At 44.8% G+C, this 22,507-nt stretch carries 24 protein-coding genes and 2 pseudogenes; 11 read left to right on the top strand and 15 right to left on the bottom strand.

The genetic code is table 11. From position 1 onward, the window contains the following. The first annotated feature begins 8 nt into the window (after window positions 1-8). Window positions 9-650 carry an alanine--tRNA ligase-related protein gene (locus tag FU659_RS01160; protein ID WP_147945841.1) on the top strand — a complete coding sequence of 214 codons (642 nt, stop codon included), beginning with the start codon at window positions 9-11 and terminating at the stop codon, window positions 648-650. Window positions 651-727: 77 nt separating this feature from the next. On the opposite strand, the gene FU659_RS01155 is transcribed toward FU659_RS01160, so the two are convergent. After that, window positions 728-1,870, bottom strand: a complete 1,143-nt coding sequence (locus FU659_RS01155) for a THUMP domain-containing class I SAM-dependent RNA methyltransferase (protein WP_147945840.1) — start codon at window positions 1,868-1,870, stop codon at window positions 728-730. A 196-nt stretch (window positions 1,871-2,066) separates the two neighbouring features. Between FU659_RS01155 and FU659_RS01150 the strand changes: the two genes are divergently transcribed. Next, on the top strand, window positions 2,067-2,702 hold the full coding sequence (locus FU659_RS01150; protein ID WP_147945839.1) for an O-methyltransferase: 636 nt from the start codon (window positions 2,067-2,069) through the stop codon (window positions 2,700-2,702). Between the two features lie 163 nt (window positions 2,703-2,865). Here FU659_RS01150 and FU659_RS01145 read toward each other — a convergent pair whose 3' ends face one another. Further along, window positions 2,866-3,084, bottom strand: a complete 219-nt coding sequence (locus tag FU659_RS01145; protein ID WP_147945838.1) for a hypothetical protein — start codon at window positions 3,082-3,084, stop codon at window positions 2,866-2,868. 74 nt (window positions 3,085-3,158) lie between these two features. After that, window positions 3,159-3,932 (bottom strand): metallophosphoesterase family protein, encoded by a 774-nt coding sequence (locus FU659_RS01140; RefSeq protein ID WP_147945837.1) that lies wholly within the window; start codon window positions 3,930-3,932, stop codon window positions 3,159-3,161. Between the two features lie 153 nt (window positions 3,933-4,085). Here FU659_RS01140 and FU659_RS01135 point away from each other — a divergent pair, with 153 nt between their 5' ends. Further along, window positions 4,086-5,354, top strand: a complete 1,269-nt coding sequence (locus tag FU659_RS01135; RefSeq protein WP_261807538.1) for a CapA family protein — start codon at window positions 4,086-4,088, stop codon at window positions 5,352-5,354. 17 nt (window positions 5,355-5,371) lie between these two features. Beyond that, window positions 5,372-5,998: a fumarylacetoacetate hydrolase family protein gene (locus tag FU659_RS01130; RefSeq protein WP_147945836.1), complete on the top strand. Its 627-nt coding sequence runs from the start codon at window positions 5,372-5,374 to the stop codon at window positions 5,996-5,998. Window positions 5,999-6,049: 51 nt separating this feature from the next. Here FU659_RS01130 and FU659_RS36745 read toward each other — a convergent pair whose 3' ends face one another. Then, window positions 6,050-6,751 (bottom strand): HD-GYP domain-containing protein, encoded by a 702-nt coding sequence (locus tag FU659_RS36745; RefSeq protein ID WP_147945835.1) that lies wholly within the window; start codon window positions 6,749-6,751, stop codon window positions 6,050-6,052. Beyond that, complete coding sequence (locus tag FU659_RS36740) at window positions 6,739-7,245, bottom strand: GAF domain-containing protein (RefSeq protein WP_147945834.1); 507 nt, start codon at window positions 7,243-7,245, stop codon at window positions 6,739-6,741. Before FU659_RS36740 ends, FU659_RS36745 begins: the two co-directional genes overlap by 13 nt. 207 nt (window positions 7,246-7,452) lie before the next feature. Between FU659_RS36740 and FU659_RS01115 the strand changes: the two genes are divergently transcribed. Continuing rightward, window positions 7,453-8,262, top strand: a complete 810-nt coding sequence (locus tag FU659_RS01115; RefSeq protein ID WP_147945833.1) for a DUF92 domain-containing protein — start codon at window positions 7,453-7,455, stop codon at window positions 8,260-8,262. A gap of 236 nt (window positions 8,263-8,498) precedes the next feature. Here FU659_RS01115 and FU659_RS01110 read toward each other — a convergent pair whose 3' ends face one another. Both FU659_RS01110 and pepF read right to left on the bottom strand, forming a co-directional pair. Next, window positions 8,499-8,816: a LapA family protein gene (locus FU659_RS01110; protein ID WP_147945832.1), complete on the bottom strand. Its 318-nt coding sequence runs from the start codon at window positions 8,814-8,816 to the stop codon at window positions 8,499-8,501. 64 nt (window positions 8,817-8,880) lie between these two features. After that, entirely contained in the window at window positions 8,881-10,671 is a 1,791-nt protein-coding gene (pepF, locus tag FU659_RS01105) for an oligoendopeptidase F (protein ID WP_187273823.1), read from the bottom strand. Window positions 10,672-10,973: 302 nt separating this feature from the next. Between pepF and FU659_RS35005 the strand changes: the two genes are divergently transcribed. Then, on the top strand, window positions 10,974-11,132 hold the full coding sequence (locus tag FU659_RS35005; protein ID WP_222708466.1) for a hypothetical protein: 159 nt from the start codon (window positions 10,974-10,976) through the stop codon (window positions 11,130-11,132). A 275-nt stretch (window positions 11,133-11,407) separates the two neighbouring features. Here the strand turns inward: FU659_RS35005 and FU659_RS01095 are convergent. Continuing rightward, a pseudogene (locus FU659_RS01095) lies at window positions 11,408-12,058 on the bottom strand (TerC family protein); the annotation flags it as partial. 272 nt (window positions 12,059-12,330) lie between these two features. Further along, a complete protein-coding gene (locus tag FU659_RS01090) occupies window positions 12,331-12,522 on the bottom strand; it encodes a hypothetical protein (protein WP_147945955.1) in 192 nt (63 codons plus the stop codon). Window positions 12,523-12,777: 255 nt separating this feature from the next. Between FU659_RS01090 and FU659_RS01085 the strand changes: the two genes are divergently transcribed. The 4 genes from FU659_RS01085 (at window position 12,778) to FU659_RS35000 (ending at window position 15,007) form a co-directional block, all read left to right on the top strand. Continuing rightward, window positions 12,778-13,482: a class I SAM-dependent methyltransferase gene (locus FU659_RS01085; RefSeq protein ID WP_261807537.1), complete on the top strand. Its 705-nt coding sequence runs from the start codon at window positions 12,778-12,780 to the stop codon at window positions 13,480-13,482. Between the two features lie 140 nt (window positions 13,483-13,622). Further along, the gene (locus tag FU659_RS01080) at window positions 13,623-13,820 is read left to right on the top strand and encodes a cold shock domain-containing protein (RefSeq protein WP_028556542.1); all 198 of its coding nucleotides are present in this window, start codon (window positions 13,623-13,625) and stop codon (window positions 13,818-13,820) included. A gap of 158 nt (window positions 13,821-13,978) precedes the next feature. Beyond that, on the top strand, window positions 13,979-14,719 hold the full coding sequence (locus FU659_RS01075; RefSeq protein ID WP_147945828.1) for a YebC/PmpR family DNA-binding transcriptional regulator: 741 nt from the start codon (window positions 13,979-13,981) through the stop codon (window positions 14,717-14,719). A gap of 141 nt (window positions 14,720-14,860) precedes the next feature. Further along, a complete protein-coding gene (locus FU659_RS35000) occupies window positions 14,861-15,007 on the top strand; it encodes a hypothetical protein (protein ID WP_187273821.1) in 147 nt (48 codons plus the stop codon). 500 nt (window positions 15,008-15,507) lie between these two features. On the opposite strand, the pseudogene FU659_RS01070 reads toward FU659_RS35000, so the two are convergent. The 6 genes and pseudogenes from FU659_RS01070 to FU659_RS01045 form a co-directional block, all read right to left on the bottom strand. Next, window positions 15,508-16,154: pseudogene (locus tag FU659_RS01070) on the bottom strand (nitroreductase family protein). A 133-nt stretch (window positions 16,155-16,287) separates the two neighbouring features. Beyond that, entirely contained in the window at window positions 16,288-17,388 is a 1,101-nt protein-coding gene (locus FU659_RS01065) for an efflux RND transporter periplasmic adaptor subunit (RefSeq protein ID WP_147945827.1), read from the bottom strand. Window positions 17,389-17,401: 13 nt separating this feature from the next. Further along, window positions 17,402-18,754, bottom strand: a complete 1,353-nt coding sequence (locus tag FU659_RS01060) for an ABC transporter permease (RefSeq protein WP_147945826.1) — start codon at window positions 18,752-18,754, stop codon at window positions 17,402-17,404. Continuing rightward, window positions 18,751-19,443 (bottom strand): ABC transporter ATP-binding protein, encoded by a 693-nt coding sequence (locus tag FU659_RS01055; protein ID WP_147945825.1) that lies wholly within the window; start codon window positions 19,441-19,443, stop codon window positions 18,751-18,753. The genes FU659_RS01060 and FU659_RS01055 overlap by 4 nt, the downstream gene beginning before the upstream one ends. 18 nt (window positions 19,444-19,461) lie before the next feature. Further along, window positions 19,462-20,634 carry an MFS transporter gene (locus tag FU659_RS01050; RefSeq protein WP_261807536.1) on the bottom strand — a complete coding sequence of 391 codons (1,173 nt, stop codon included), beginning with the start codon at window positions 20,632-20,634 and terminating at the stop codon, window positions 19,462-19,464. A gap of 35 nt (window positions 20,635-20,669) precedes the next feature. After that, window positions 20,670-22,004 (bottom strand): MATE family efflux transporter, encoded by a 1,335-nt coding sequence (locus tag FU659_RS01045; RefSeq protein ID WP_147945823.1) that lies wholly within the window; start codon window positions 22,002-22,004, stop codon window positions 20,670-20,672. Window positions 22,005-22,180: 176 nt separating this feature from the next. Here FU659_RS01045 and FU659_RS01040 point away from each other — a divergent pair, with 176 nt between their 5' ends. Then, window positions 22,181-22,495 (top strand): hypothetical protein, encoded by a 315-nt coding sequence (locus FU659_RS01040; RefSeq protein ID WP_147945822.1) that lies wholly within the window; start codon window positions 22,181-22,183, stop codon window positions 22,493-22,495. The last annotated feature ends 12 nt before the right edge of the window (window positions 22,496-22,507 follow it).

Raw genomic sequence — 22,507 nt, 5'->3', positions numbered from 1 at the left:
GTGCTGATATGGTTGAAAAAGTATTTTGGACAAACCCATATGTAATAAAACTAGATACTCGCATAGCCAGTGTAAATGGCAATGACATTACAGTGGAACGAACCATCTTTTATGCTTTCTCTGGAGGACAAGATAGTGATACAGGATTGATTCATGGGTATTCCGTACATCAAGCAAAAAAAGATGGTCATGAAATCATTTATACAGTAGAAGAAGGGCATGACTTAAAAGTTGGTGATCAAGTGACGATGACCGTAGATTGGGAGCGTCGTTACAGACTTATGAGACTACATTTTGCAGCGGAGGTTGTATTAGAATTAGCTTATAAACATTTGAAAGGTATCGAGAAAATAGGCGCTCATATCGCTCAAGATAAAGCCCGAATAGATTTCGTATGGCACGAGAACATTTCAAAATCATTTCCTTTGATCGAGAAAGAGTCCCGTGAGATCATTGAGGCAAACCTAGACATTATTAGTGCCTTCAGTGACGAAGGAAATGGAAGAAGATATTGGGAAGTTAAAGGTTTTTCAAAGGTTCCCTGCGGTGGAACTCACTTGAAGAAAACAGGTGAAGTTGGAGAAATTAAGTTGAAGCGTAACAATATTGGGAGAGGGAAAGAAAGAATCGAAATCTATTTATGTGAATAAGCGGCAGATAAGACTTTTATTTTCAAGTCTTATCTGCCGCTGTTTCATTAAGTAGAAATTTTGGTGTGATATGTTCCTTATCTACGCGGCGGTAATGGGCCAAGAAACTGATAGAGATTACACTCAATCCGTCCGTTAAATAGCTTGCGCTTCTTATCTGCGCGGCGGTTCATGTAGTGCTCAAGCTGCAGACTTGGACTGAGGATGAATGTGCTCCAAGAAGGCATTGGGGCGATAAGCGCCCCCAGTTGGCGCAGCGCAATCTCGACATCGTTCTTCTCGCCAAGCCGTTCACCATAAGGCGGGTTGGTGATGATGCAGCCATAGTCGCCACGCGGGCGCGCTTTGGCTGCGGGCTCTACGAGAAGCTTGAATTGCTTCGTTAAGCCAGCGGATTTGGCGGCTGCTTCGGCAACTTCAATGGCAGTTGGATCGATGTCGCTGCCAATAATGTTCAACGGAACATTATCGCGCACGGCATCGAAGGCTTCATCGCGCGCTTTGTCCCACAGCTTGTGAGGGACATTGCCCCACGCTTCGCTGGGAAAGCTGCGCCGTAAGCCTGGGGCGATATTCCAACCGATCATCGCAGCTTCGATCGGAATTGTTCCCGACCCGCAGAACGGGTCGTAGAGCGGTCTGTCGACCTTCCAGCGGCTCAGAAGGATCATGGCAGCAGCCATGGTTTCTTTCAGCGGCGCTTCGGTCACTAGCTTACGATAGCCACGCTTGTGCAAGCTGGCGCCGGTGGTGTCAATCGTCAGCGTTGCGATATCGTTGAGCAGTGCAACCTCGATGACGTAACGGGCTCCGTTCTCAGGGAACCACTCCGTTCCGTAGCGGAGCTTCATTTTCTCAACGACAGCTTTCTTCACAATGCCTTGGCAAGCAGGCACACTGGATAGTTGTGACTTATGGGAACGCCCTTCGACAGGGAATTCGGCATCGTTGGGAATCCAGTCGGGCCAAGCGAGCGCCTTCGTGCCTTCAAACAGCTCATCGAAAGTCAGTGCCTGGAATTGCCCCATAAGAACCAGGATACGATCAGCCGTTCGAAGCCAAAGATTCGTCCGGCATATGGCCAGTTCATCTCCAAGGAAACGAACGCGTCCATTCTCAACGGTTACCTCGTTGTAGCCAAGATCTCGGATTTCACGAGCAACGATTGCTTCAAGTCCCATCGGACAAGTGGCGATTAATTCAAATTGTTGTGACATCATTAGATTCCTTCCATCGGGTTGTGCATCCCTCATAAAACTCATACAATTAACAAGTATAGGACAAATAGGTTACACTTACAAACGAAAACCTGAAAAGACAAGGCTTAGGTCGAAAAATTTCAGGAAACATGGGCCAGCTTGTTGCTGTTTATAGGACTTGTTTTCTGTTCGAGCCTAAAGTGAAGGAGGAAATAAAATGGAAACCATGACGGCTGAAGGCTATATGGAGGGCTTATACGAAGAAGATGCGGTACTGGAGCGGGTGAAGGAAGTTATTCGTTCCCATCACATGCCGGAAATCTCGATTGCTCCGGGGTATGGCCGATTGCTTACGATGCTGGTCACGATGATTGGGGCCAAGCAGGTATTGGAAATCGGAGCTTTAGGCGGCTACAGTGGGATATGCTTGGCGCGCGGTCTTAGCGACGGCGGCAAGCTGGTATCGTTGGAGCTGAAACAAGAATTTGCTGATGTGGCAAGGCAGAACGTAGCGGAAGCAGGCCTTGGCGAGCGAGTGGAATATCGGATCGGCGAAGCGCTGGTGCACCTACATCAACTGATTGAGCAGGGAGAGCGTTTTGATTTCTTCTTCATTGATGCAGACAAGGTTAATTATCCGAATTATTTGGAGCTGGCTATCCAGCTTGCAAATCCAGGCGCTATTATTGCGGGAGATAACACTTTGATGCGAGGAAAAGTTGTTGATGTCAATCAGAATAAAGCTTCCGTTCAGGCCATGCGTCAATTCAACCAGCTTATTGCCACAGATCCACGGTTGGAAAGTACGATTCTTCCGGCTTATGACGGTTTGGCTTTGGCGCGTGTGAAGTGAGATCTAATGTCTACGCAGTCGCCATGCGGCTAGAGGAACATCTGAATTTAAATGAGCGATAAAAAACGCACGAAGGCTAATTAGCCTCGTGCGTTTTCATTTATCGGTAAACAATTTTGGACTCCGAAAAGCAGCATGTCTGGAATGAAAACTAACTGGCTTTTCAAGAGGCTTTCTGATCTATGATTCGTAAATCAGGCTCGACTTGATATGGCTTTGTCGGTTTAAATTGTGTAAGCGGTGGAACCGATTGCGGTGATGTTATAGGGTGAGTCGTTGTTTGCTGTTTCTTGAAAGGAATAGCGCTGATGCTGTTCCAATAAATAAACAATAATTCGGCACATACAACGATTAAAACGATTTTGCGCCAGTTCAACTTCATAGTTGGCATCCTCACTTTCATAGTACATTCACATTACCATATTGTGGAATTTATTTCCATGATTATTTGGTAAGTTACTTATGAACAAGTGCCGTTGTGATTTCCAACTCGTACCTTTGACACTCCGGCATATTCGCCTCATAGGAGAGACGAACAGCAAGTTCGAGGTCATAAGGGACACGGATGAATTGAATCCCGAACCCAACTTGTACATGACAATCGGTTTCACCCTCCACAACACAGTAAGAGGCTTGAGGAATGCCATCATAGGGTGTGCCCACGCTTCCTGTATTAAACAGGATGAGACCGCCAGAGGGCGGGGTTTCTGTGCGTTTCTCGGAGGGATTCTTGATAGTCAATAAATAAGGAATATGAATATCCCCATAGCCAACGATGTCCGGTTGTCTTTGATCCGTCGGTGTTCCTGTCATTTCTGTGTTTTGAAACATAGCCAAACGATCCTCTTTGGAGGCTTTGCGTTTCAATCTGTGAAAGACGCTCTGTGCAGAAGCATGGAAAAATCGAAACAATTTACCGCTTAACCGCACATCCACGGAAAAAGGCAGCTGTTTCAAATAAAGCAGCCTTTCTTCGCCTAATTGCTGCTGATGCCATAAACCGGCCGGTTGCTCCTGCGGAAGGGTAATGCCCAGATCCCAATTGCCTTGAACAACCGCTTCACATGTTTCCTTGACGAGGTCTACTGCAGCGGCGGAATCAGGCCCTTTGCCCACAAGATCTCCTAAACAAATAATTCGCTCAATTCCTCTGCGCTTAATATCTAAAAGAACGGCGTTCAGCGCCGGCATATTGCCATGTATATCCGAAATAATTGCAATCTTTTCCAAAGGACTGTTCCCTTTCTTTCTTAGCTTTACATGATCATATCAATGCTTCTGTTATACCATACGAAATTAGATTCTGGAAATCTGTCGACCTTTACTATTACCTTTATAGGGATATTTCTGCTATAATTTGTAGGGGGAAAGGGGAATGTTCGATTGGAATCCAGACAAGCTCGTCACCGTAAACCGAAGAAAGAAGTCTCTTTACGCAGTAAGACATCACTGAAAGTGATTGGCGGACTCACGCTTGCTGCTGTTGTCTGTTTCGCCATCGGAATTGGCGCCTCTTATTGGACTTCAAATAAAGATCCTAAGGGAACGCCGCCGACTACAGTATCGTCCGCAGCATTGCCTACAGCTGCAATCTCACCAAAACCCTCAGCACAGACCAATCAGCCGAGTATGCAGCCCAGCCCGGCCGCTACAGCCCCAATGATCGTCAAGTCACCGTCTCCTGCTGTAACGGATAAACCGCCCGGGAATGGCTCACAAGTGAGGCTAAGTTTTGTTGGCGATGTGATGCTGGCCTCCAAAGTTGAAGATATTTTAAAAGCAAAAGGCTATGATTATCCCTATACGAATGTAAAAGACTTTCTAACGAAACCGGACTATACCATTGCTAATTTAGAAACCCCAATAACGACTAGAGGGACCGTACAAAGTAAGGATTATGTGTATCGGTCGTCTCCATTGGTTCTACCTGCGTTAAAGGCTTCAGGCATTGATTTAGTGAATCTGGCTAACAATCATGTGATGGATTATGGAACTGAAGGCTTGTTGGATACGATGGATGCACTTGATCAAGCAGATGTAAAGCGAGTCGGCGTAGGCAAAAATGTGGAAGAAGCCTATCAACCTGTTATCGTGGAAAAGCAAGGCATGAAGATCGCATTCTTCGGTTTTAGTCGCGTTGTGCCTGAGGCTTCGTGGAAAGCCTCGTCAAGCCATCCGGGAGTAGCGGAAACCTATAATTACATACCGCCTGTTGAAGCGATTCAGAAAGCAAGAGAGAAGGCAGATCTAGTCGTCGTCATTGCGCATTGGGGTGTAGAAAGAAGTGATCTTCCGGATAAGAACCAGAAAGATCTGGCTCATCGTTATATCGATGCCGGGGCCGATTTGGTTATTGGGAGTCACCCCCATGTGCTTCAAGGTTTTGAACAGTACAAAGGCAAATGGATCGCGTACAGCTTAGGCAATTTTATTTTTACAACGAATGATATACCGAAAACGTGGGAAACCGTCATTGTGGAAGCTGCCTGTTCCAAGGACAAACAATGCGACATGCATTTGGTGCCGATTCTGACTAAAAGTGCGCTGCCTACGCCAATGAACGCCGAGGATGGTAAGAAACTATTCGAGCGTCTCAGCCAAATCTCGATAGGCGCGCGTATAGATGCACAAGGGAATGTGAGTAAAAAGTAAGCAGAGGAGTATGGACTATGACAGAAACGATACGCAATATTTATTGTGTAGGACGCAACTACCGGGCGCATGCAGCTGAACTGGGAAATGATGTTCCTGATCAACCTATGATTTTTACGAAGCCTACCCATGCTCTTGTCCACATAGACGGCGGAGCTGTAACCCTTCCGGGAGATCAAGGTGAGATTCATTTTGAAACGGAAGTCGTTCTACATATTGCTAAACCCTATACCCCAGGCATTCAAGTTGATGATATTGTGGATCAATATGCGCTAGGCATCGATTTTACTTTACGGGATGTTCAAAATGTGATTAAGAAAAAAGGCCAACCCTGGTTGCCAGCTAAAGGTTTTCTTCAATCAGCACCCATTACCGCATTCAGACCGTTTCCGGGAGCTGCAGCACTTGCGGAAACAAACTTTAAGCTTCTTCAGAACGGTGCTGTTGTACAAGATGGCAATATAAGCAGCATGATTTTTGATCTGCAAACGATTATCGATTATATTGCTTTGCACTATGGTCTGGGTGTTGGCGACATTATTTATACGGGTACGCCTGAAGGAGTAGGTCCTGTGAGCCATGAGGATCGCTTGGAGCTAGTTTGGGGAGACGAAGTATTCGGTGCAGTCACGATTCATATCTAAAAAATAACGGCAATCCCGAAAGGTCCAACACGACCGGAGGGATTGCCTTTTTTACGTTTCTTTAGGATCTTTAGAATTTTCTAATGCTGCATCGGAATAATGTTCGCGGACAAGAAGGATGGCTGGCAGCTGCTCGAAGAAAATATCGACGACTTTGGGGTCAAAATGCTCGCCCCGCTCCTCCTTGAACAAGGTTAAGATACGGTCGAGTTCCCAAGCCTTCTTATAGACTCGTTCACTCCCCAAGGCATCAAAGACGTCGGCAATTGCCGTTATTCGCCCGAAAATATGAATGTCCTCCCCCTTAATGCCACGAGGATATCCACGTCCATTCCATTTTTCATGATGCTCATAAGCAACTGTAGCAGCCGTCGTGAGAATTTTTCGCGTAGATTGCTTAAGCAGGTTATACCCGATAACCGTATGATTTTGCATCAATTTGAACTCTTCATCTGTTAATTTTCCTGGTTTATTCAGGACGCTATCCGGAATGGCAACTTTGCCGATATCGTGCATAGGCGAAGCCATTTTCAATAAATCAGCTTCTTCCTGGCTTAGGCCCAATGCCAAGGCCAGAAGATAGGAATACTCGGCTACGCGCTTCACGTGGTTTCCGGTTTCCTTAGAACGGCTTTCACCGATTTCGCCCATTCTGAAAATAATTTCTTTCTGGGTTTCCTCGATCTCGTTCGTAAGTAAAGCGGATTCCAACGACTTACCGGCATAGGAAGAAGCCAACGTCAAATATTCCATATCTTTATCAGAAATTGCTCCGTCGGAGTCAGCTTATTGATGGCCTGGTAGGCGCCCATAATTTCACCTTGACTATTGCGGAAAGGGATGACCATCAGCGCTTTGGTACGATAGCCGGTTTGTTGATCCGTTCGGAGAGCACCATTCAGCAGATAAGGCTTATACTCTTCATTCGAATAGGCATCATGAATAAATACAGCTTGATCATGAGTTACCGCATAGCCGACCAAACCTGCGTTGCTTGGGATGCGAATTTCATTGAGACCATGAGCTACCTTGGACCATAATTCGTTTCGGCTCGAATCGAGCAGCCAGACTGTGCAACGATCAGAGACAATCATTTCGCGTCCCATATCTGCCATCAGCATAAGTACATTGTCAAGTATTCTTGCATTTGCTATTTTGGCTGCATAGTCGAAGATGACTCGCAGCATTTCTTGCGGATCCAGGTCTCTTTTCTTTTGAGAAGCTAAATCAAATTGATCGTGCCCCATGATTGCCTCCTAACGTTCACCAACGCTTCCTTCCTCATATATTCCTCATTCATCGATTAAATCCTGCCGAATCACCACTAATTTTGAATGATTTTGTCGAATTTTCATATTAACCTTTTAGCATGAAGAACCCTAGAACGGTGTGATACAATGTGAAGGATGATTGGAAATGGAACATAGATCGCATAAGCAAAGGGAGTGTACGCGTTGGTGTGGGTCTGGGGATTAATTGGGAGCTTGCTCATTGCGGGAGCCGCTTATTGGAAGGGGTCTTTATCGTTCTCGGGGCTGGTTGCAGCGAGCCTACTGGGAACATTGATGTTCGCGCTGGGCAGTTTGGCGTGGTTTGGAACACTGATTGCCTTTTTCTTAACTTCCACTTTGCTTTCGAAACTTAAACATAAACGGAAAGCAATTGCCGAAAGCGGGTATGCCAAGGGCGGAAGACGTGATGCAGGTCAAGTGTTTGCGAATGGCGGTCTTGGCTTAATCTTTTGCATCGGGAATGCGATATGGCCGGATTCTGTATGGTGGTGGTTATTCATCGGTGTTATGGCTACTGTTAATGCCGATACATGGGCAACCGAATTAGGAGGCATGAGCAAGTCAGCGCCTCGTTCCATCGTAAGCGGTAGGCAGGTAGCTCCCGGTACTTCGGGCGGTGTGACCGGTCTCGGGTTACTAGCCTCATTGCTGGGAGGAGCGTTCATTTGTTGGGTTGGCGGATGGTTCAATCATATCGGGGAACAGGGGGCTCACGCACCTGATCTTTGGTTTATGATCGGATTAGGAGCCGTCTCAGGCCTGTTGGGTGCACTTATTGATTCCTATCTGGGCGCAACCCTTCAAGTCATGTATAGATGCGAGAAATGTCATAAAACCATTGAAAGACAAGTTCATTGCAGTCAGAAAGCAGTGAGAATTCGTGGGGCAAGCTTTGTGACGAATGATGTTGTGAATGCGGCCTCCTCCTTTGCAGGTGGAGCTATTTGCTTGCTGCTAAGTAGATTTGTATAGGAAAATGAAAGGGTTATTCATCTTTACGTGAATAGGCTTTATTCAAGACCCAAATTAATAAGCCTAGCATAGCAAATACGAGGATGAAGGAAAAAACGATAATAGCAGTCAATACAACCCCGCTCCTTTCATAAATGAGATAAGCCAAATTGCCTTTCATTATTGTATGTCACATTGGAAGACAAAACAACCCTATCGCCGGAGTCGGCAATAGGGTTGTTTTGTCCTCAGTATGCCTAATTCATAGTTGTTGGGAGTGATTCTGCTAAATCTGTTTTAGGAGCGGGTTGTTCGATAGAAACAGGGGATAAAGCTTCTTGAAGTTGTTTCTCTACGTGTTTTAGCTTACGCTGCAGCTTGTATTGACGAACGATCCCAAAAAGTCCGACAATCAGTCCTCCCAATAAGGTTGATGTTAAAATAACTAGGATTAATGGGGTATTGGTTTGCGCAAAAAGAAAGTTAACTTGCACGGGTTCAACATTAATGACGGCAAAGACAGCCGTTAGGAGGGCGAATACTAGAGCGGATATTAGTGTCCATTGCGTTTTCATATTTCTCTCATCCTTTCATGGGGAAAAGGTTGAAAGCTTGTGCTCTCAACCTTCCTTTTGCACGTTACTTCGTCAATTCTTCCATTTGATCAAGGAGTGAACTGAAGACGCTCATGGCTTGCTTGATCGGTTCCGGTGTAGACATATCAACGCCGGCTTTCTTCAGGATGTTCAGCGAGTAATCGCTGCCTCCGCTTTTCAGGAAGCCTAAATAACGATCAACTGCAGGCTGGCCTTCGTCCAGAATTTGTTTCGCGAAGCTCGTTGCCGCCGAGAAGCCAGTTGCATATTTATACACATAAAAGCTGTTGTAGAAGTGAGGAATACGCGCCCATTCCATCTCAATGTCTTGATCGACAACCATGTCATTGCCATGGTACAGCTTGTTCAGACCATAGTAGATTTCACTGAATTCTTGAGGTGTAAGGGATTCTCCCTCTTCCGCTTTCTCATGCGTAATCTTTTCGAATTCGGCAAACATCGTTTGACGGAATACCGTGGTACGGAATTGATCCGCATAATACGTGAGCAAGTAGAGCTTTTCCTTCGGATCAGTAACGCGTTTGAGTAAATAATCCATAAGCAGCGCCTCATTCAGCGTTGAAGCCACCTCGGCAAGGAAAATGGTGTACTGCGCATAGCGATATTTTTGATTTTCGTCCGACAAATAGGAATGAATGGCATGACCCATTTCGTGTGTCAATGTGAACATGCTGTTCAAGTTGTCCTTGTGGTTTAACAAAACATAAGGATGTGTGCCGTATGCGCCCCAGCTATAAGCGCCGTTACGTTTATTTTGGTTCTCATACACATCGATCCAGTGATTGTCGAAGCCATCTTGAAGAATTTTCAAATAATTTTCGCCTAATGGGGCCAAGCTTTTCTTAATCTCTTCTTTGGCTTGCTGATAGGTAATATCCATCTTGAACTCTTCAACAAGCGGTGCGAACAAATCATACATATGTAATTGGTCGACTTTAAGCAGCTTCTTGCGGAGCTTCAAATAACGCTGCAGCTGCGGTAAAGAGTCATGAATGGTTGAAATTAAATTCGTGTACACTTCTTTATTGATGTTGTCGCCAAAGAGAGAGGATTCCAACACAGAAGGATAGTGACGAGCTTTCGCATAAAAAATGTTTTTATTAATATTCGCGCTTAATGTAGCGCCAATTGTATTTTTTTGGCCGCGATAGGTTGCGTAGACAGCTTGGAAAGCATTCTTCCGTACTTCAGGATCACGGCTTTCGAGAAACTGTATGTAGCTGCCATGTGTAAGCTCGACTTCTTCGCCTTTTTCATTTTTGATTTTTGGGAACTTCAAATCTGCATTGTTCAGCATGCCAAAAATGGTACTTGGCGCACCGGCCATGTTGCCAGCTTGTGCTAATAAAGCCTCTTGCTCCTTAGACAGTGTATGCGGCTTCTGACGAATCATTTGTTCCAACGAATCCTTGTAGAAGGAGAGGGAAGGATCATTGACTAGTTTTTGCAGCGACTCATCAGACAAGCTGAGAATTTCAGGTGAAATAAAGGAGAATGCTTCTCCTACTTCAACACTAATTTTTTTGGCTTTATCCGATAAACCCTGGTAGGCAGGTTCTGCTGTATCTTCATGGTGTTTCATGTTGGCGTAGACATACAGTCTTTCTGCTTTCAAAGACACTTCATCTTCCAATTCGAAACATTGCTTTACTGTAGCGGGATCGCTAAGCTTTCCTTGGAAGGCGCTGATTTTGCCAAGCGAGTCTTTCACACTTTGAAATTCCTGATCCCAAGCCTTTTGATTGGGGAATATATCCTCCAAATTCCAGCGGTGCTCGGCCGGTACTTGCTTGCGTTCCAATAATTGAGTCATCGGAGCCCTCCTGTCTTTTTTTTGAAATTGGGGTAACCTGTCTTCCTTTGCTTGTAAATCGGCTGCTGGGATAGAGCTGAGCAGAAGTCCCATTGCCGCAGTCACATAGATCCAGCGCATCACGGTCACACTCCCAGTATGTATCCACTTGAGGTGTTTTTCCTAAACTCCCCTTACATGGTTTTCACCTAGTATGACCGTTAACCTATTCATTTATGATTATATGAAAAAGCTGGAAGGAAGTAAATTTACTTCGCTGCCCCAAAAAACTAATCATGATAAGGACAAAGGATATCGAGACCATGACAATAGCCAGCAAGGCTAAGTATCGTTTCATGTGGGCAGGAAGCGAGTCTCTCTTCATAATCAAAATGATGGCCAAGCAGAAGGAAACGAGAATAAATGTAAGTATAGATCCGGAATCGGTCACTGTAGAATCATCCCATCAGAATAAAGTATGATACATGCTTACTTACGCATGATAATAAATTTCGCTGCACAAGGTGAAAATCCCTTTTTTCATGTTGCTTACAGTACGGACCAGGCTGCGTTATCCCGCATGCGGCATCGTTTTATCGGGATCTTCAGCATGATCAGCTTTCACTAATATATATTGACCGCGAGCATCCATTTGGACGGTGAAATGATCGTTGGGCATAATTTGTGCGACATCGCTTAATTCCTTTGGCAGCATTAACTGACCGCGTTCACCGACTTTAACAAGGAAGCCCAGCATTTTGGACCCTTTACCTGCAGCGAGTATGACCACGATGAGTAGGCCTATGAACAACCACTTGCCAAGTGGATTGGCATCGAAATAAGGGGAAAGGAACTCCTCTCCGGTTATCATTTTTCCAGCAGTTAAAACAAGCACGCCCGCACCGATATAAATGATCCAAGGGTATGTCTCAATCCATTTAATAAACAAGGTACTGCCCCAAACAACGATGGGTACGCTCACGAGAAGTCCGATGACAACAAGCAAGAAGTTGCCGTGAGAAGCTCCTGCTACAGCAATAACATTATCCAGGCCCATGACAGCGTCGGCGATGATGATGGTTCTAATGGCTGCCCACATGCTGTCTTTGGCTGTCACATGCTCATGATTTTTTTTCTCGCTGAGCAGCTTGTAAGAAATCCAGAGGAGAAGGATACCCCCTGCCAACAGAAGGCCGGGAATTTTGAGTAGACTGACGACCACCAAGGTAGCTAACGCGCGAATGACGATGGCGCCGATTGTTCCCCAAAGGATAACTTGTTTTTGGGTATCCTTTTTAAGATTGCGAGCAGCCAACCCGATCACGATGGCATTATCTCCCGCGAGTACCAAGTCAATGAGAATAATGCTGAGCAATGAGACGAAGAAGCCAGTTGTTAACCAATCCATAATCGAACACTCCCTTAAGTCGAATTTTTGAAAAAAAATAGAGCCTGACACCGGTGACCGGTGAAGGCTCTATTTCATCAAAAAAGACCTTCACCAATAAACATGGCAAAGGTCTTGCTAACAACGATTGTCGTTGCCAATAAAGCCGGGATCTGATGAGGATCCGAATTGACGACTTTACTGTATCAGCTACTCCCCTTTGGAGTGGAAACTATGAACTTATGGGTTAAGTATAAGAAAGTCAAAGTTGAAAGTCAAGATGATGAAATCAATTAAACCTGTTTGAAAGCTTCCATAATGGCTTCCCATTCTTCTTCGGTGCCTTGGAAACTTTCCTTTGGAAATCTTTCTTTGGCCCAGTGCATCATGGCAGGTCTCCCGATAAAGGTATGACATTCTTCGCCCCACTGATCCGAAATTTCCGTCAGCACGATTTTGGTTCCTTGGACTTCGACATTCAGCATGTTCCATTTATCTTTTTTGTAAATGACATGTCTCTTGAAAGGTTGATTTGACAATGTTTTTCCTCGTTTCTGTTTGTGCTCTAAGCTATGCAGTCATCGTACCATAAAAACAGTCTTTTTCCAAACAAGAAGTCGTAAATATCCCATTGCAAGCTGGTATGTTTAATGTTAAAATCTTCCTAATCCTTTCCAGAGGGAAAGGGTGTTGAGGAAATTGCGTTTAGATGAGCAGAGCTGAGCTGAGGAGAGATGGGTATGGAACAAAAACGTATTTATGAGCAAGTTGGGGTCGCTATGACCTCAAGATCGTATGCCGAGTATGAGAAAATGTTTGTGTTCAACACAGAAGACTTAAGAGGCAAGCATGTGTTGGATGTAGCGGGAGGGGCGTCTTCCTTTACCGCAGAAGCGTGTGAGAAGGGCATATACGCAAAAGCCTCAGACCCTCTTTATGAGAAAACGGCTGAAGCTATTACCGAGCATGGATTGCAAGAAATAGAATCTGTAGCTGCCAAGATGGCAAAGCTAGTGGATGTGTATGACTGGACTTTTTATGGCTCTGTCGAGAAACACAAAGCAGGGCGAGTCGCGAGCCTACATCATTTCGCAAAGGACTTTGCTGGTGAGAAAGCTGCTTCCAGGTATCACACTTCGATGCTGCCGAATCTTCCTTTTGAAGCTGATACATTTGATCTTGTGTTATGCAGCCATTTCCTTTTCCTCTATGAAGAACAGTTTGATTTTGCTTTTCATATAGCCGCATTGAAGGAACTGCTTCGTGTGTGTAAGCAAGGTGGTGAGGTGCGTATTTATCCCTTACTGAATTTTCGTACAGTGCCATATATCTGGTTAACCGATGTCATAAATATGCTCTCGGAATTAGGTTATATCGTGGAAAAAAGGAAATCATCACTTCCTTTTTTGCCAAATTCCGAACAATATATGTGTATCACGAAGTGAACGTCTGTATCGGGAAAAACGTTGATGTACCAACAAATTTTTAGCTTATCCACATGGGTTTGAGCGTTGATTTCTGCCTTTTTTGATGCTATAATTTTCTTATTCGTCATAGATGGCGATATTTTTAGGAGGTTGTTCATTTGAAAGGTACAGTTAAATGGTTTAACGCAGAAAAAGGCTACGGTTTTATTTCTGTTGATGGAGGCGACGATGTATTCGTACACTTCTCCGCAATTCAGGGCGAAGGATTCAAAACATTAGAAGAAGGCCAATCCGTTGAGTTTGATATTACTCAAGGCAACCGTGGTCCTCAAGCAGCTAACGTCACCAAATTATAAGAAACTGGGATCTCCCACTTATAAATAGTGTCATAGCACAAACAAAAAGACAGTTTTCGGGTTCTCCGAAACTGTCTTTTTTGCTATTCTCCTTTGACCGCAAAGGTACTGAATGGTAAAATAGAGTGGCAAAATGATAAAGGGGAGCGTTTGAACCGATGAAATTCAAATTGTTTAAAGACCGTAAAGGAAAAGCCGATCAGGCCAAAAATAATCAGTTTGTTAAATTGGGACGTGAAATTTATGTGGCTGCTCGCAAAGGCGGCTCTAATCCGGATGCGAACTATGCGTTGAAAACGGCCATTACGAATGCGCGTCAAGTTCAGATGCCCAACGATAATATTGAACGGGCGATCAAGAAAGCCACAGGCGATGGCGATAACGTCGAATACGAAGAAATTTTTTACGAAGGGTACGGACCGGGCGGCGTTGCGATTATGGTCAAGTGTTTGACGGATAACCGTAACCGTACTGCGGCGGATGTGCGTTCGATCTTTAATAAACGCGGCGGCAACATGGGTGAATCCGGTTGTGTCGCCTACATGTTCGATGAAAAAGGTGTGCTTGTTTTGAATCGGGAAGACTTTGAAGTGGAAGAGGACGAGCTGATGCTTCAAGTCCTAGATGCGGGCGCTGAAGATCTGACGACATCGGAAGAAAGCTTCGAAATCATCACACACCCGCATGAAATTGAAGCTGTCAAAACCGCGTTGGAGAAGGAAAGCTTTCGCTTTAGTTCGGCTGCTGTTCGTTGGATTCCGCAAAACACGGTTATGGTAGAAGGCGAAAACGCTGAAAAGCTGCTAAAAATGATGGATGCTTTTGACGATAACGATGATGTTCAGGATGTTTTTGCTAATTTTGAAATCAGCGAAGAAGAAATGCAACGAATTGGTTAACTACTTGCACGTACTAACGTAATTCTAATAAAAAGGTTATACCACTCTTTTTGGAGTGGTATAGCCTTTTTTTATTGCTGATCAATAAACCGTATCCCAGAAATTCGCCGTACAGCTGAGCAAACGTTAAAAAAGGCTGGGATGCAGATACCGCAAATATGTGTTGGCGGTGAGACAGCTACCCAATACGATACTAAAACGGTGGTAGAGCGTGACACGCGCGTAGTTACTTCCACTACCATGCTGCTGGGGAAAGCTGCATTCTGGCCTGGGAAAACGGAGGAATAACCACAGAGCTATTTACAGAAGAGCCGCTAATCGGGATATTAAAAAAAGAAGCTGTCGGCTTGCGACAACTTCTTTTGATGAACGTAATCATGGGGATGCGTTTGTAAAAAATCATAAGGAACATAATGGCCAAATGTTCGCAAGGAAGTACCCAAATTGAACGCTCCATGGAACGGGTTTACACGCTTAGTCTGTGAAGGATGTCATGACATCCGAAGAGTCCCACAAGGAAATGGCTCCACAAACGGTATGTCTAGAAAAATAACACTGTTTTTCAGTGTTACAGCAGTCAGTAGAAGCAACAACTTCACTATAACGCTGAAAAGCGTGCTTACAGATAGAAAAGTAGATCAAAAGTGACATATTTGGAATTGTAACACTGTTTTTCAGTGTTACAGCAATCAGTAGAAGCAACAACTTCACTATAACGCTGAAAAGCGTGCTTACAGATAGGAACGTCAGGATTTTCTGGCGATTTTCTTGTTAGGACATATCAGGCTTTAATCAATGATTTGAAGAATATCGTCGATTTCTTTGCGTGCCAATTTACCTGGGCGGTCCTTGGGATATCCAAGCGCGATGACCATGTTAATCTGACATTCTTCAGGAATGTCAAGGTAGGCTCTAATCTGATCCTGTGCAAGCAGCACGGGACCTGTCATCGGACAGTTGCCAAGCCACGGGCGTGAGCAGCTAACATCAGGTTCTGGGAGGCCAGGCAAGAGCTCTTGATGCCTTCTTCTGCCCAGACAGCATCGTCGACGAGCTCGATAGGGTCAAAGATCCGATCGCGGAACTTGGACTCATAGGGTGTCGCCAAACAAATGATCAACACAGGCGCATCGGAGAACGCTGTTGCATAAGGCCCAAAGGATCTGACCAGCATGCGGGCTTCTCTCGAAAGACCTTTCTCCTCGGCGGCCGCGGCACGGAGGTGAAGCTGATCCCACGTCAATTGTTCAATATGTTTAATCTTCTCCGTGTTTCTGATCGCAATAAACTTCCACGTTTGGGAATTCGTATCGCTGGGCGCATAACGGGCACAATCAATAATTTCACGAATATCTTCGATTGCTACTTCTTGCTCTGTAAAATTACGAACGCTGCGGCGTTCAAGTACGATTGTTTTGAAATCTTCATAATTCATGAAACGTATTACCTGCCTTTACAACTTCAATTTGGACATAAGATGCGAATACTTGACGACGATTGTGATAGGGTTCTTGGTGCAACCATTTATCACTTGGTACTAAGACGTTATCCTTATTATAAGGCACTACTTATTGTAGCACAACCGTGTCGCCAACGTTCAGTCCTTTGAGCACTTCAGTTTTCTCCGGAGTTTCCAATCCAATTTCAATATCTCGGCGCTCTGTGCCTTGAGCCGTTTGCAGCATGACATAGTAGACATCCTTCTCATGCATCACAGCTAATGTAGGAACGACTATGGCACCAGGACGATTTTCCGTTTCTATCGTCCCCGAGAGGCTGAGCCCTGCGATCAATTGATCATTTGGTTCTAGGGAAATGGTGACTTCAAATTGAGCGGAACCGGACCCTTGTTCGGTCCCTGTTTTGGCAAATTTGGATACTTTCTCAACCTTGCCTTTGAGTTTTGTCTGTTTCAAAGCATCTACTTTTACTTGGACGAGCATGTCTGGCTTGATCCGGAAGACATCGAATTCGCCTACCGTACAAACAAGCTGCAGTTTTGTTAAATCAACGATTTTACCGATTCTTACGCTTTCCTCGACAGATTTAGGAATTTTGGAGGAATCTTCGAATAAGAAAATGCCATTCTCAGGCGCTATGAAAGAAGCCTGTTCGACTTTTTCTTGTTTCTTGGCAAGCTGCAGCTGCGTCGACTCATTGCTGACACTATTCAATTGTTCCTGGATTTTGCGTCCTTCCGAGTCGGCAAAGCGCTGACGCGCTTCGTTTTCACTCAGAGCGCCCGCACTTAAGCTTGCTGCATCATTGGAGGAAGAAGCAGCTTTGAAGTTGGCAAGATCCGCCTCTAATTTTTGCTTTTTTAAGCTCGTTTGGAGATTTGCAATTTCACTCTTAAGCGGAGTGGCGTCGAGCTCAAACATAAGGTCTCCTTTTTTAACTTGAGCTCCGTCGGTCACGTTCCAAGCTTTGATTTCGCCGCTGAATGGAGCGTAAATACGCGTCTCTTTCTGATAGGAAGATTTGCCTTTAACTTCGATATTGTTGACTAAATCTTCTTTTGTCACTTTGAATTGCAATACTTTAAGTGCTGCTGCACTGTCATTTGGATTGTGCGCCGGTTTAGGATGGCTGGATATGTAAAGAAGGGTGCTAATGCCACAGACGGCAACCGCAGCTGCGACTATTGTCCATGTTTTCTTTTTGCTCATCGGGGACATTCTCCTATTCTCGTTTAATTGCGGTTAAAGCATCTGTTCGGGAAGCTTTGACTGCAGGGTACAGACCAGATAATACACCGGTCATAATGGCGAAAAACATGCCGACTGGAAGAATCCATAAGCTGATGAATAAAATTTCCGCGGATTCCCCGCTGGGATTGGAATTGAATTTGATAATAATTAAATTAATTCCCCATATCACCCAATAAGAGAGTAAGATGCCAACCAATCCGCCCAGCATGCCAAGGAGTGAGGATTCGACGATAAACATGTTGCGAATTTGGCTTAAATTAGCGCCAAGCACCTTCATAATACCAATCTGTCTGCGCCTTTGATGGGTTGACATGGTCATGGCAACAACGATTGAGATGGAGGCGACTAACAGTACAAAGAGACCAACACCGGTCAGCAGCAATCTGATAATAGCGAATTGACCTTTCATCCGATCCTCTTGATAGAGATTGGTCTGTGTCGTTAGCTGAAGTTTTTTGATGAGTTCATCGACTTGTTTGATATTCACGCTGCTATCGACTTTGACACGGACTTCTGAATAGTGAACTTGTCCGTTCGCGGAGGATTTGTTGAGTGACTGCAGTATTTTTAGGCCCATCTCAGGTGTTACATAAGCAATTTTGTTGCCTTGCAGCATGTAGTCAGGCAGCCCATCCGGTTTTTTCAGCACCCCTGTGACTCGAAGCGTAAATTCGCTGACCTTGGGGGTGGCGGTACTGGATGGGTTGCCCTGTTGTTCTGGGGAGTTAGCCGATTTCAGCAAAAGCTGTTTCTGGTAAAGGGCGTAAGGTATAGCTCCCATCTGTCTGTAAGTTTCCGTTTGTTCCTTGGTCGGATTTTGCTGCATGAGTTTATTTCTGACTTCCTGCGTTTTCGCATCCATAAGACCCAGTGTTGCTCCGTAATTGAGAACGATACTGCCTTCATGCTCAGCAACACCGCCTTGTTGGAATTTGGAGTCGAAGTCCTCCAAGGTATTTAGTTCAGTCGCAATAAGACGAAGATAGCTTTGTTTGTCTTCATCGACAGTGAGGTTGAACTGACCCAATTCTTGAAAGCTGGCAACAGATTTCACATGCGGAAAAGTACGTATGAGATTAAGCTTCGTAGGCGTTATTTTTCCTTGACCGTTAGGATTGTCGGTTTGATCGACGATCGTAATTTCATCGGTTTTCAAGTAATAGCTCATCTGCTTTTGACTATAATGCTGAATGGATTCGCCAAAACCTAAAGCAACCATGATGGAAGCAGAACCGATGGCAATCCCAACCGTACATAGCGCAGTTACAACCTTACGCCGTTGCAGCTGATCCCAGCCGAGACGAATGTAATCTTTGAGCTTCATCCGGCTTCACCCTCCTGATCGCCTTCCTCCAATAAATAGCCATCGCGCAATTGCAAAATACGCTGCGTGCGGCTTGCGACTTCGTGTTCATGCGTGACAATAACGAACGTAATGCCGGAGTTCTGATTCAAATCAATGAGCAAATCAATGATTTCCGTTTCGGTCTTCGTATCCAGGTTGCCTGTCGGTTCATCGGCGAAGACGATAGCCGGCTTGGTGATCAAGGAACGGGCGATACTGACTCGCTGCTGTTGGCCTCCGGATAGCTGCGAGGGAAACATTTCAGATTTATCACCGATACCGACTTTCTGCAAGAGGGACATCGCTCTTTGTTTACGCTCTTGACCGGATACGCTTTGGAAAACAAGCGGTAGTTCGACATTTTCGCGAACGGTCAAATGTGGTATTAATTCATAAGATTGGAAAATAAAGCCGATGTGAGTTCGCCGAAATTCCGCCAAGCGGTTTTCGTTCATTTTTTCAATGGCATGGCCCGCGATGAGAATACTTCCTTGGGTGGGCTTCATTAAGCCGGCCATCAGATTCAGCAATGTTGATTTCCCGGAGCCTGAACTGCCGAGTAAAGCGACCATTTCACCTTGCTCTACTCGGAAATTAAGCTCATGCAGAACGGGGGTATCTTCTTGGCCTGTTCGGAAGCTGTGAGATAACCGTTCAATGGCTAGCACGCAATCATTCCCTTCCTTTTACGATCTCTGCCGCGCTGGCAGGCTGTCATCATTTTGAAATAAGTGAGTTCCGAGAAACCCTATTGCGGATACGATGGATAAGCAGGCTGCAATGTAATAGACGGTGCTCCCGCCTGAAGAATCAAAAATCCAACCTCCTAATGTACCACTGATTAGTCCCGCAACACTTGACCAAGCGACAGCAAAAATGGCTTGACCCGAAGAGCGATACTCATCTGGAATAATTTGGCTAATATATCGATTAGCCGTGAATAAGAAAATGCCGAAGGTCAAGCTGTGCATCAGTTGAATGCCAATGACCCAAGAGGGATTATGAATCGAGCCCATGATCAAGAAACGAACCGCATACATGACACCGGCAAAAGCGAGCAGAGGCAATTCTTTAAAGCGATGACCTTGTTTACTCAGAAAAAAGAACACGGGAATTTCGCTTAGCGCAGACGTCATCCAGGCATATCCGATCAGAGAGTCGGAGGCTCCGAGCTGTCTCATATACAAGGCTAGGAATCCATCATTGAAGCGGTGGGAGACTGACATGATGATAACTAACAAAAGGAACCAGATAAACCGTCTGGAACGAATAATGTTGATCATCCCGCCAAATTCCATTTTCTTACCGCTTTGACGTGCGTCCTTCAACAGAAATACGATAATTAAAGAACAAGAAATCGTAAGTAGACATAGCATGGGCGTTAGTCCAGTACCATAGTATCTAAGAAGCATGCCAAAGCCGCCGGCAGACACGGCAAAGCCAATGGAACCCCATATACGGAAGGATGCATAGCTCTTGCCGCTCGTACGAATACTCAGCATCAGTTGGCTGTCATTCAGTGAGTTCACCGGCTGTTGAAAGAAGAAGAACATAGCCAAACATATGTAGAGCAGGGAGAACCAACCTGCAGTAAATACGAGCAAGGCTGTTACCAACTGTCCGGCAATGAGAATGATCATGATTTTCTTCACGGTTTGGAATCGGTCGCTAAGATATCCCCAAAGCAAATTTGTGGCAATGCCAATGAGCGGTCCAATCGCATAGAGCAGTCCGATTTGGATCTTGGTGTAGCCTTTGTAATCAAAATAAAGCGGAAAAAAAGTGACGACAATCCCCATCGTCATAAAGAAGGAAAAGGTGAACAGTTTAAGCAGTGAATCTCGTGTCTTCATAGTCATAGACGTATTCATCGCAGGTTATCACTCGATTTCTTTTAAAAATTTGTTGAAGAGATAGTGGATTGATCCTCTGGAGTCGTTCGTTTAAGAACAATAATCACGACGACGAGTTCAGCTAACATACCGAAAGACTGGGCCAGAGCGCCAATCATTCCATTCCAACCGGGTGTGAGCCAGACCGCGATAATGAGGGTCAGAATGGTTATGAAGGCGTTTGCTGATTGGGAAACAACCATAATTTGGGTCTGACCTCTAAGCATAATAATACCATTCATATAGTCTAACCAAGGAAACACAATGGTCATAATCATGAAAATGCGAATGGCGCTCAAACTAGCCGTCATAAGCTCGGCATTGACACCCATCACATGTGTCATAAACCAAGGTCCAAGAGCTGTATAGCCCAAAATAGCAATTAGTGTCCCAGGTATAAAGCTTAGAATGAGGGCGAAGCGCAGAACTCTCCTTGCATCTTTTCGATAAAAGTTTAATACAATTTGATGAATATAGGAGAAAAAGCTCATGACAAGCTGCGTTAAGGAGCCCGCAATGGCATAGGAAGAAATGGCTAAATGAATATGAATGGTTTTCCCCAGCATCGCATTAATAGCAGGTCCAATGACGACGGCGATAACGGAAGAATAGAGAAGCGGCTTATAGAAACTAAATATTTGCTTCTTGGTCTCGATGGGATGATCCGGTACCTTCTCCGGAATCACTTTTCTCAGCAAACTCGTCCCTTCCCATACAGCAACGATTGCCTCAATCACCATACCGACTAGGAAAATAATAGCGCCGACTCGACCGCTGGAGACGTTGTTTGTTGAAATGAAATATAGCGATAGCAAGTACATAGCCATAATTCGCACGCACATGCCGATGGTCAACCACTTCGTTCGCATATTAAAAATAATGATGCCGTGAAATAAGCATCGCAGTCCGGAAAAAATACTGACGTACATGAGAATTCGGTAAACACTGAGCGTCGTGCTTAGCAGTTCGCGTTCAATGCCAAAAAAATAAAGAAACACCCATTCTCCAACAGGCGTGTAACAGATCATAAGTCCGATTAGGATAATGCAAGCGAATACATAAGAACTGACGACAGCCATGGCCCGGAAAGATACCCGGTCTCTCACGAGTGCAGAACAAGCTTGTCTGAGCAGGACAACAGGCCTTTCCGTGATACCAAGCAAACTTAAGGGAAGTGCATAGCTGGCAATGACTATTTCCGGATTCTCAGCCCTAGCCAATGTGCTATTAATAATAACGTGCGAGAGGGTTACTAGGGTTGCCGAAAGGCCGAGGGGTAGAAAAAAGGAGATGAGCTGTTTCCATGCGATGTTTTCTTTTACTGGTGTAGCGGACATCTAAATCCTCCTTGCCAAATTCCGTTCTAAAAACATTGTTTAAGTATAACAGAAAACGAAATCGCATTGACATACAATTTTAACTGGAAACCAAAGGTTTGAAGTGTTACATTTAAAGGTAGAATGTTTCTTGAACAAGTAGCAGGCTGTTTTACTGCAAGGAGGTACACATAAGAATGAGCAGCTATTTTCACTATGATCCAAGATTAGGGATTGAGATTCCCTTTCTGGAAACAGAATGGGAGTCCTTTGAATCCGAAGTACGTGCTCATATATTATTGCGCTGGGAAGAAATCCGTGGATCGATCCCTGACCGCATTATGAAGTTAGAAGCAAAAATCATTTACAAACAAAATCAGCTTGATCGGGAGGATGATTTCCCTACTTCCTGTCACTTGAACTCGGAGATTGCTGATTTGGCTTCAATCATAAACGATCTTCATCTATGGTTCCGCACGAATCAGGAGTTGGAAACCAAAACCCACCATTAAGGGTTGTCTATG

It is taken from the genome of Paenibacillus sp. N3.4 (assembly GCF_008017805.1).
GTDB lineage: Bacteria > Bacillota > Bacilli > Paenibacillales > NBRC-103111 > Paenibacillus_E.
Note: the sequence above shows the minus strand (reverse complement) of the source record. Positions and strands in the feature narration are given on the sequence as shown.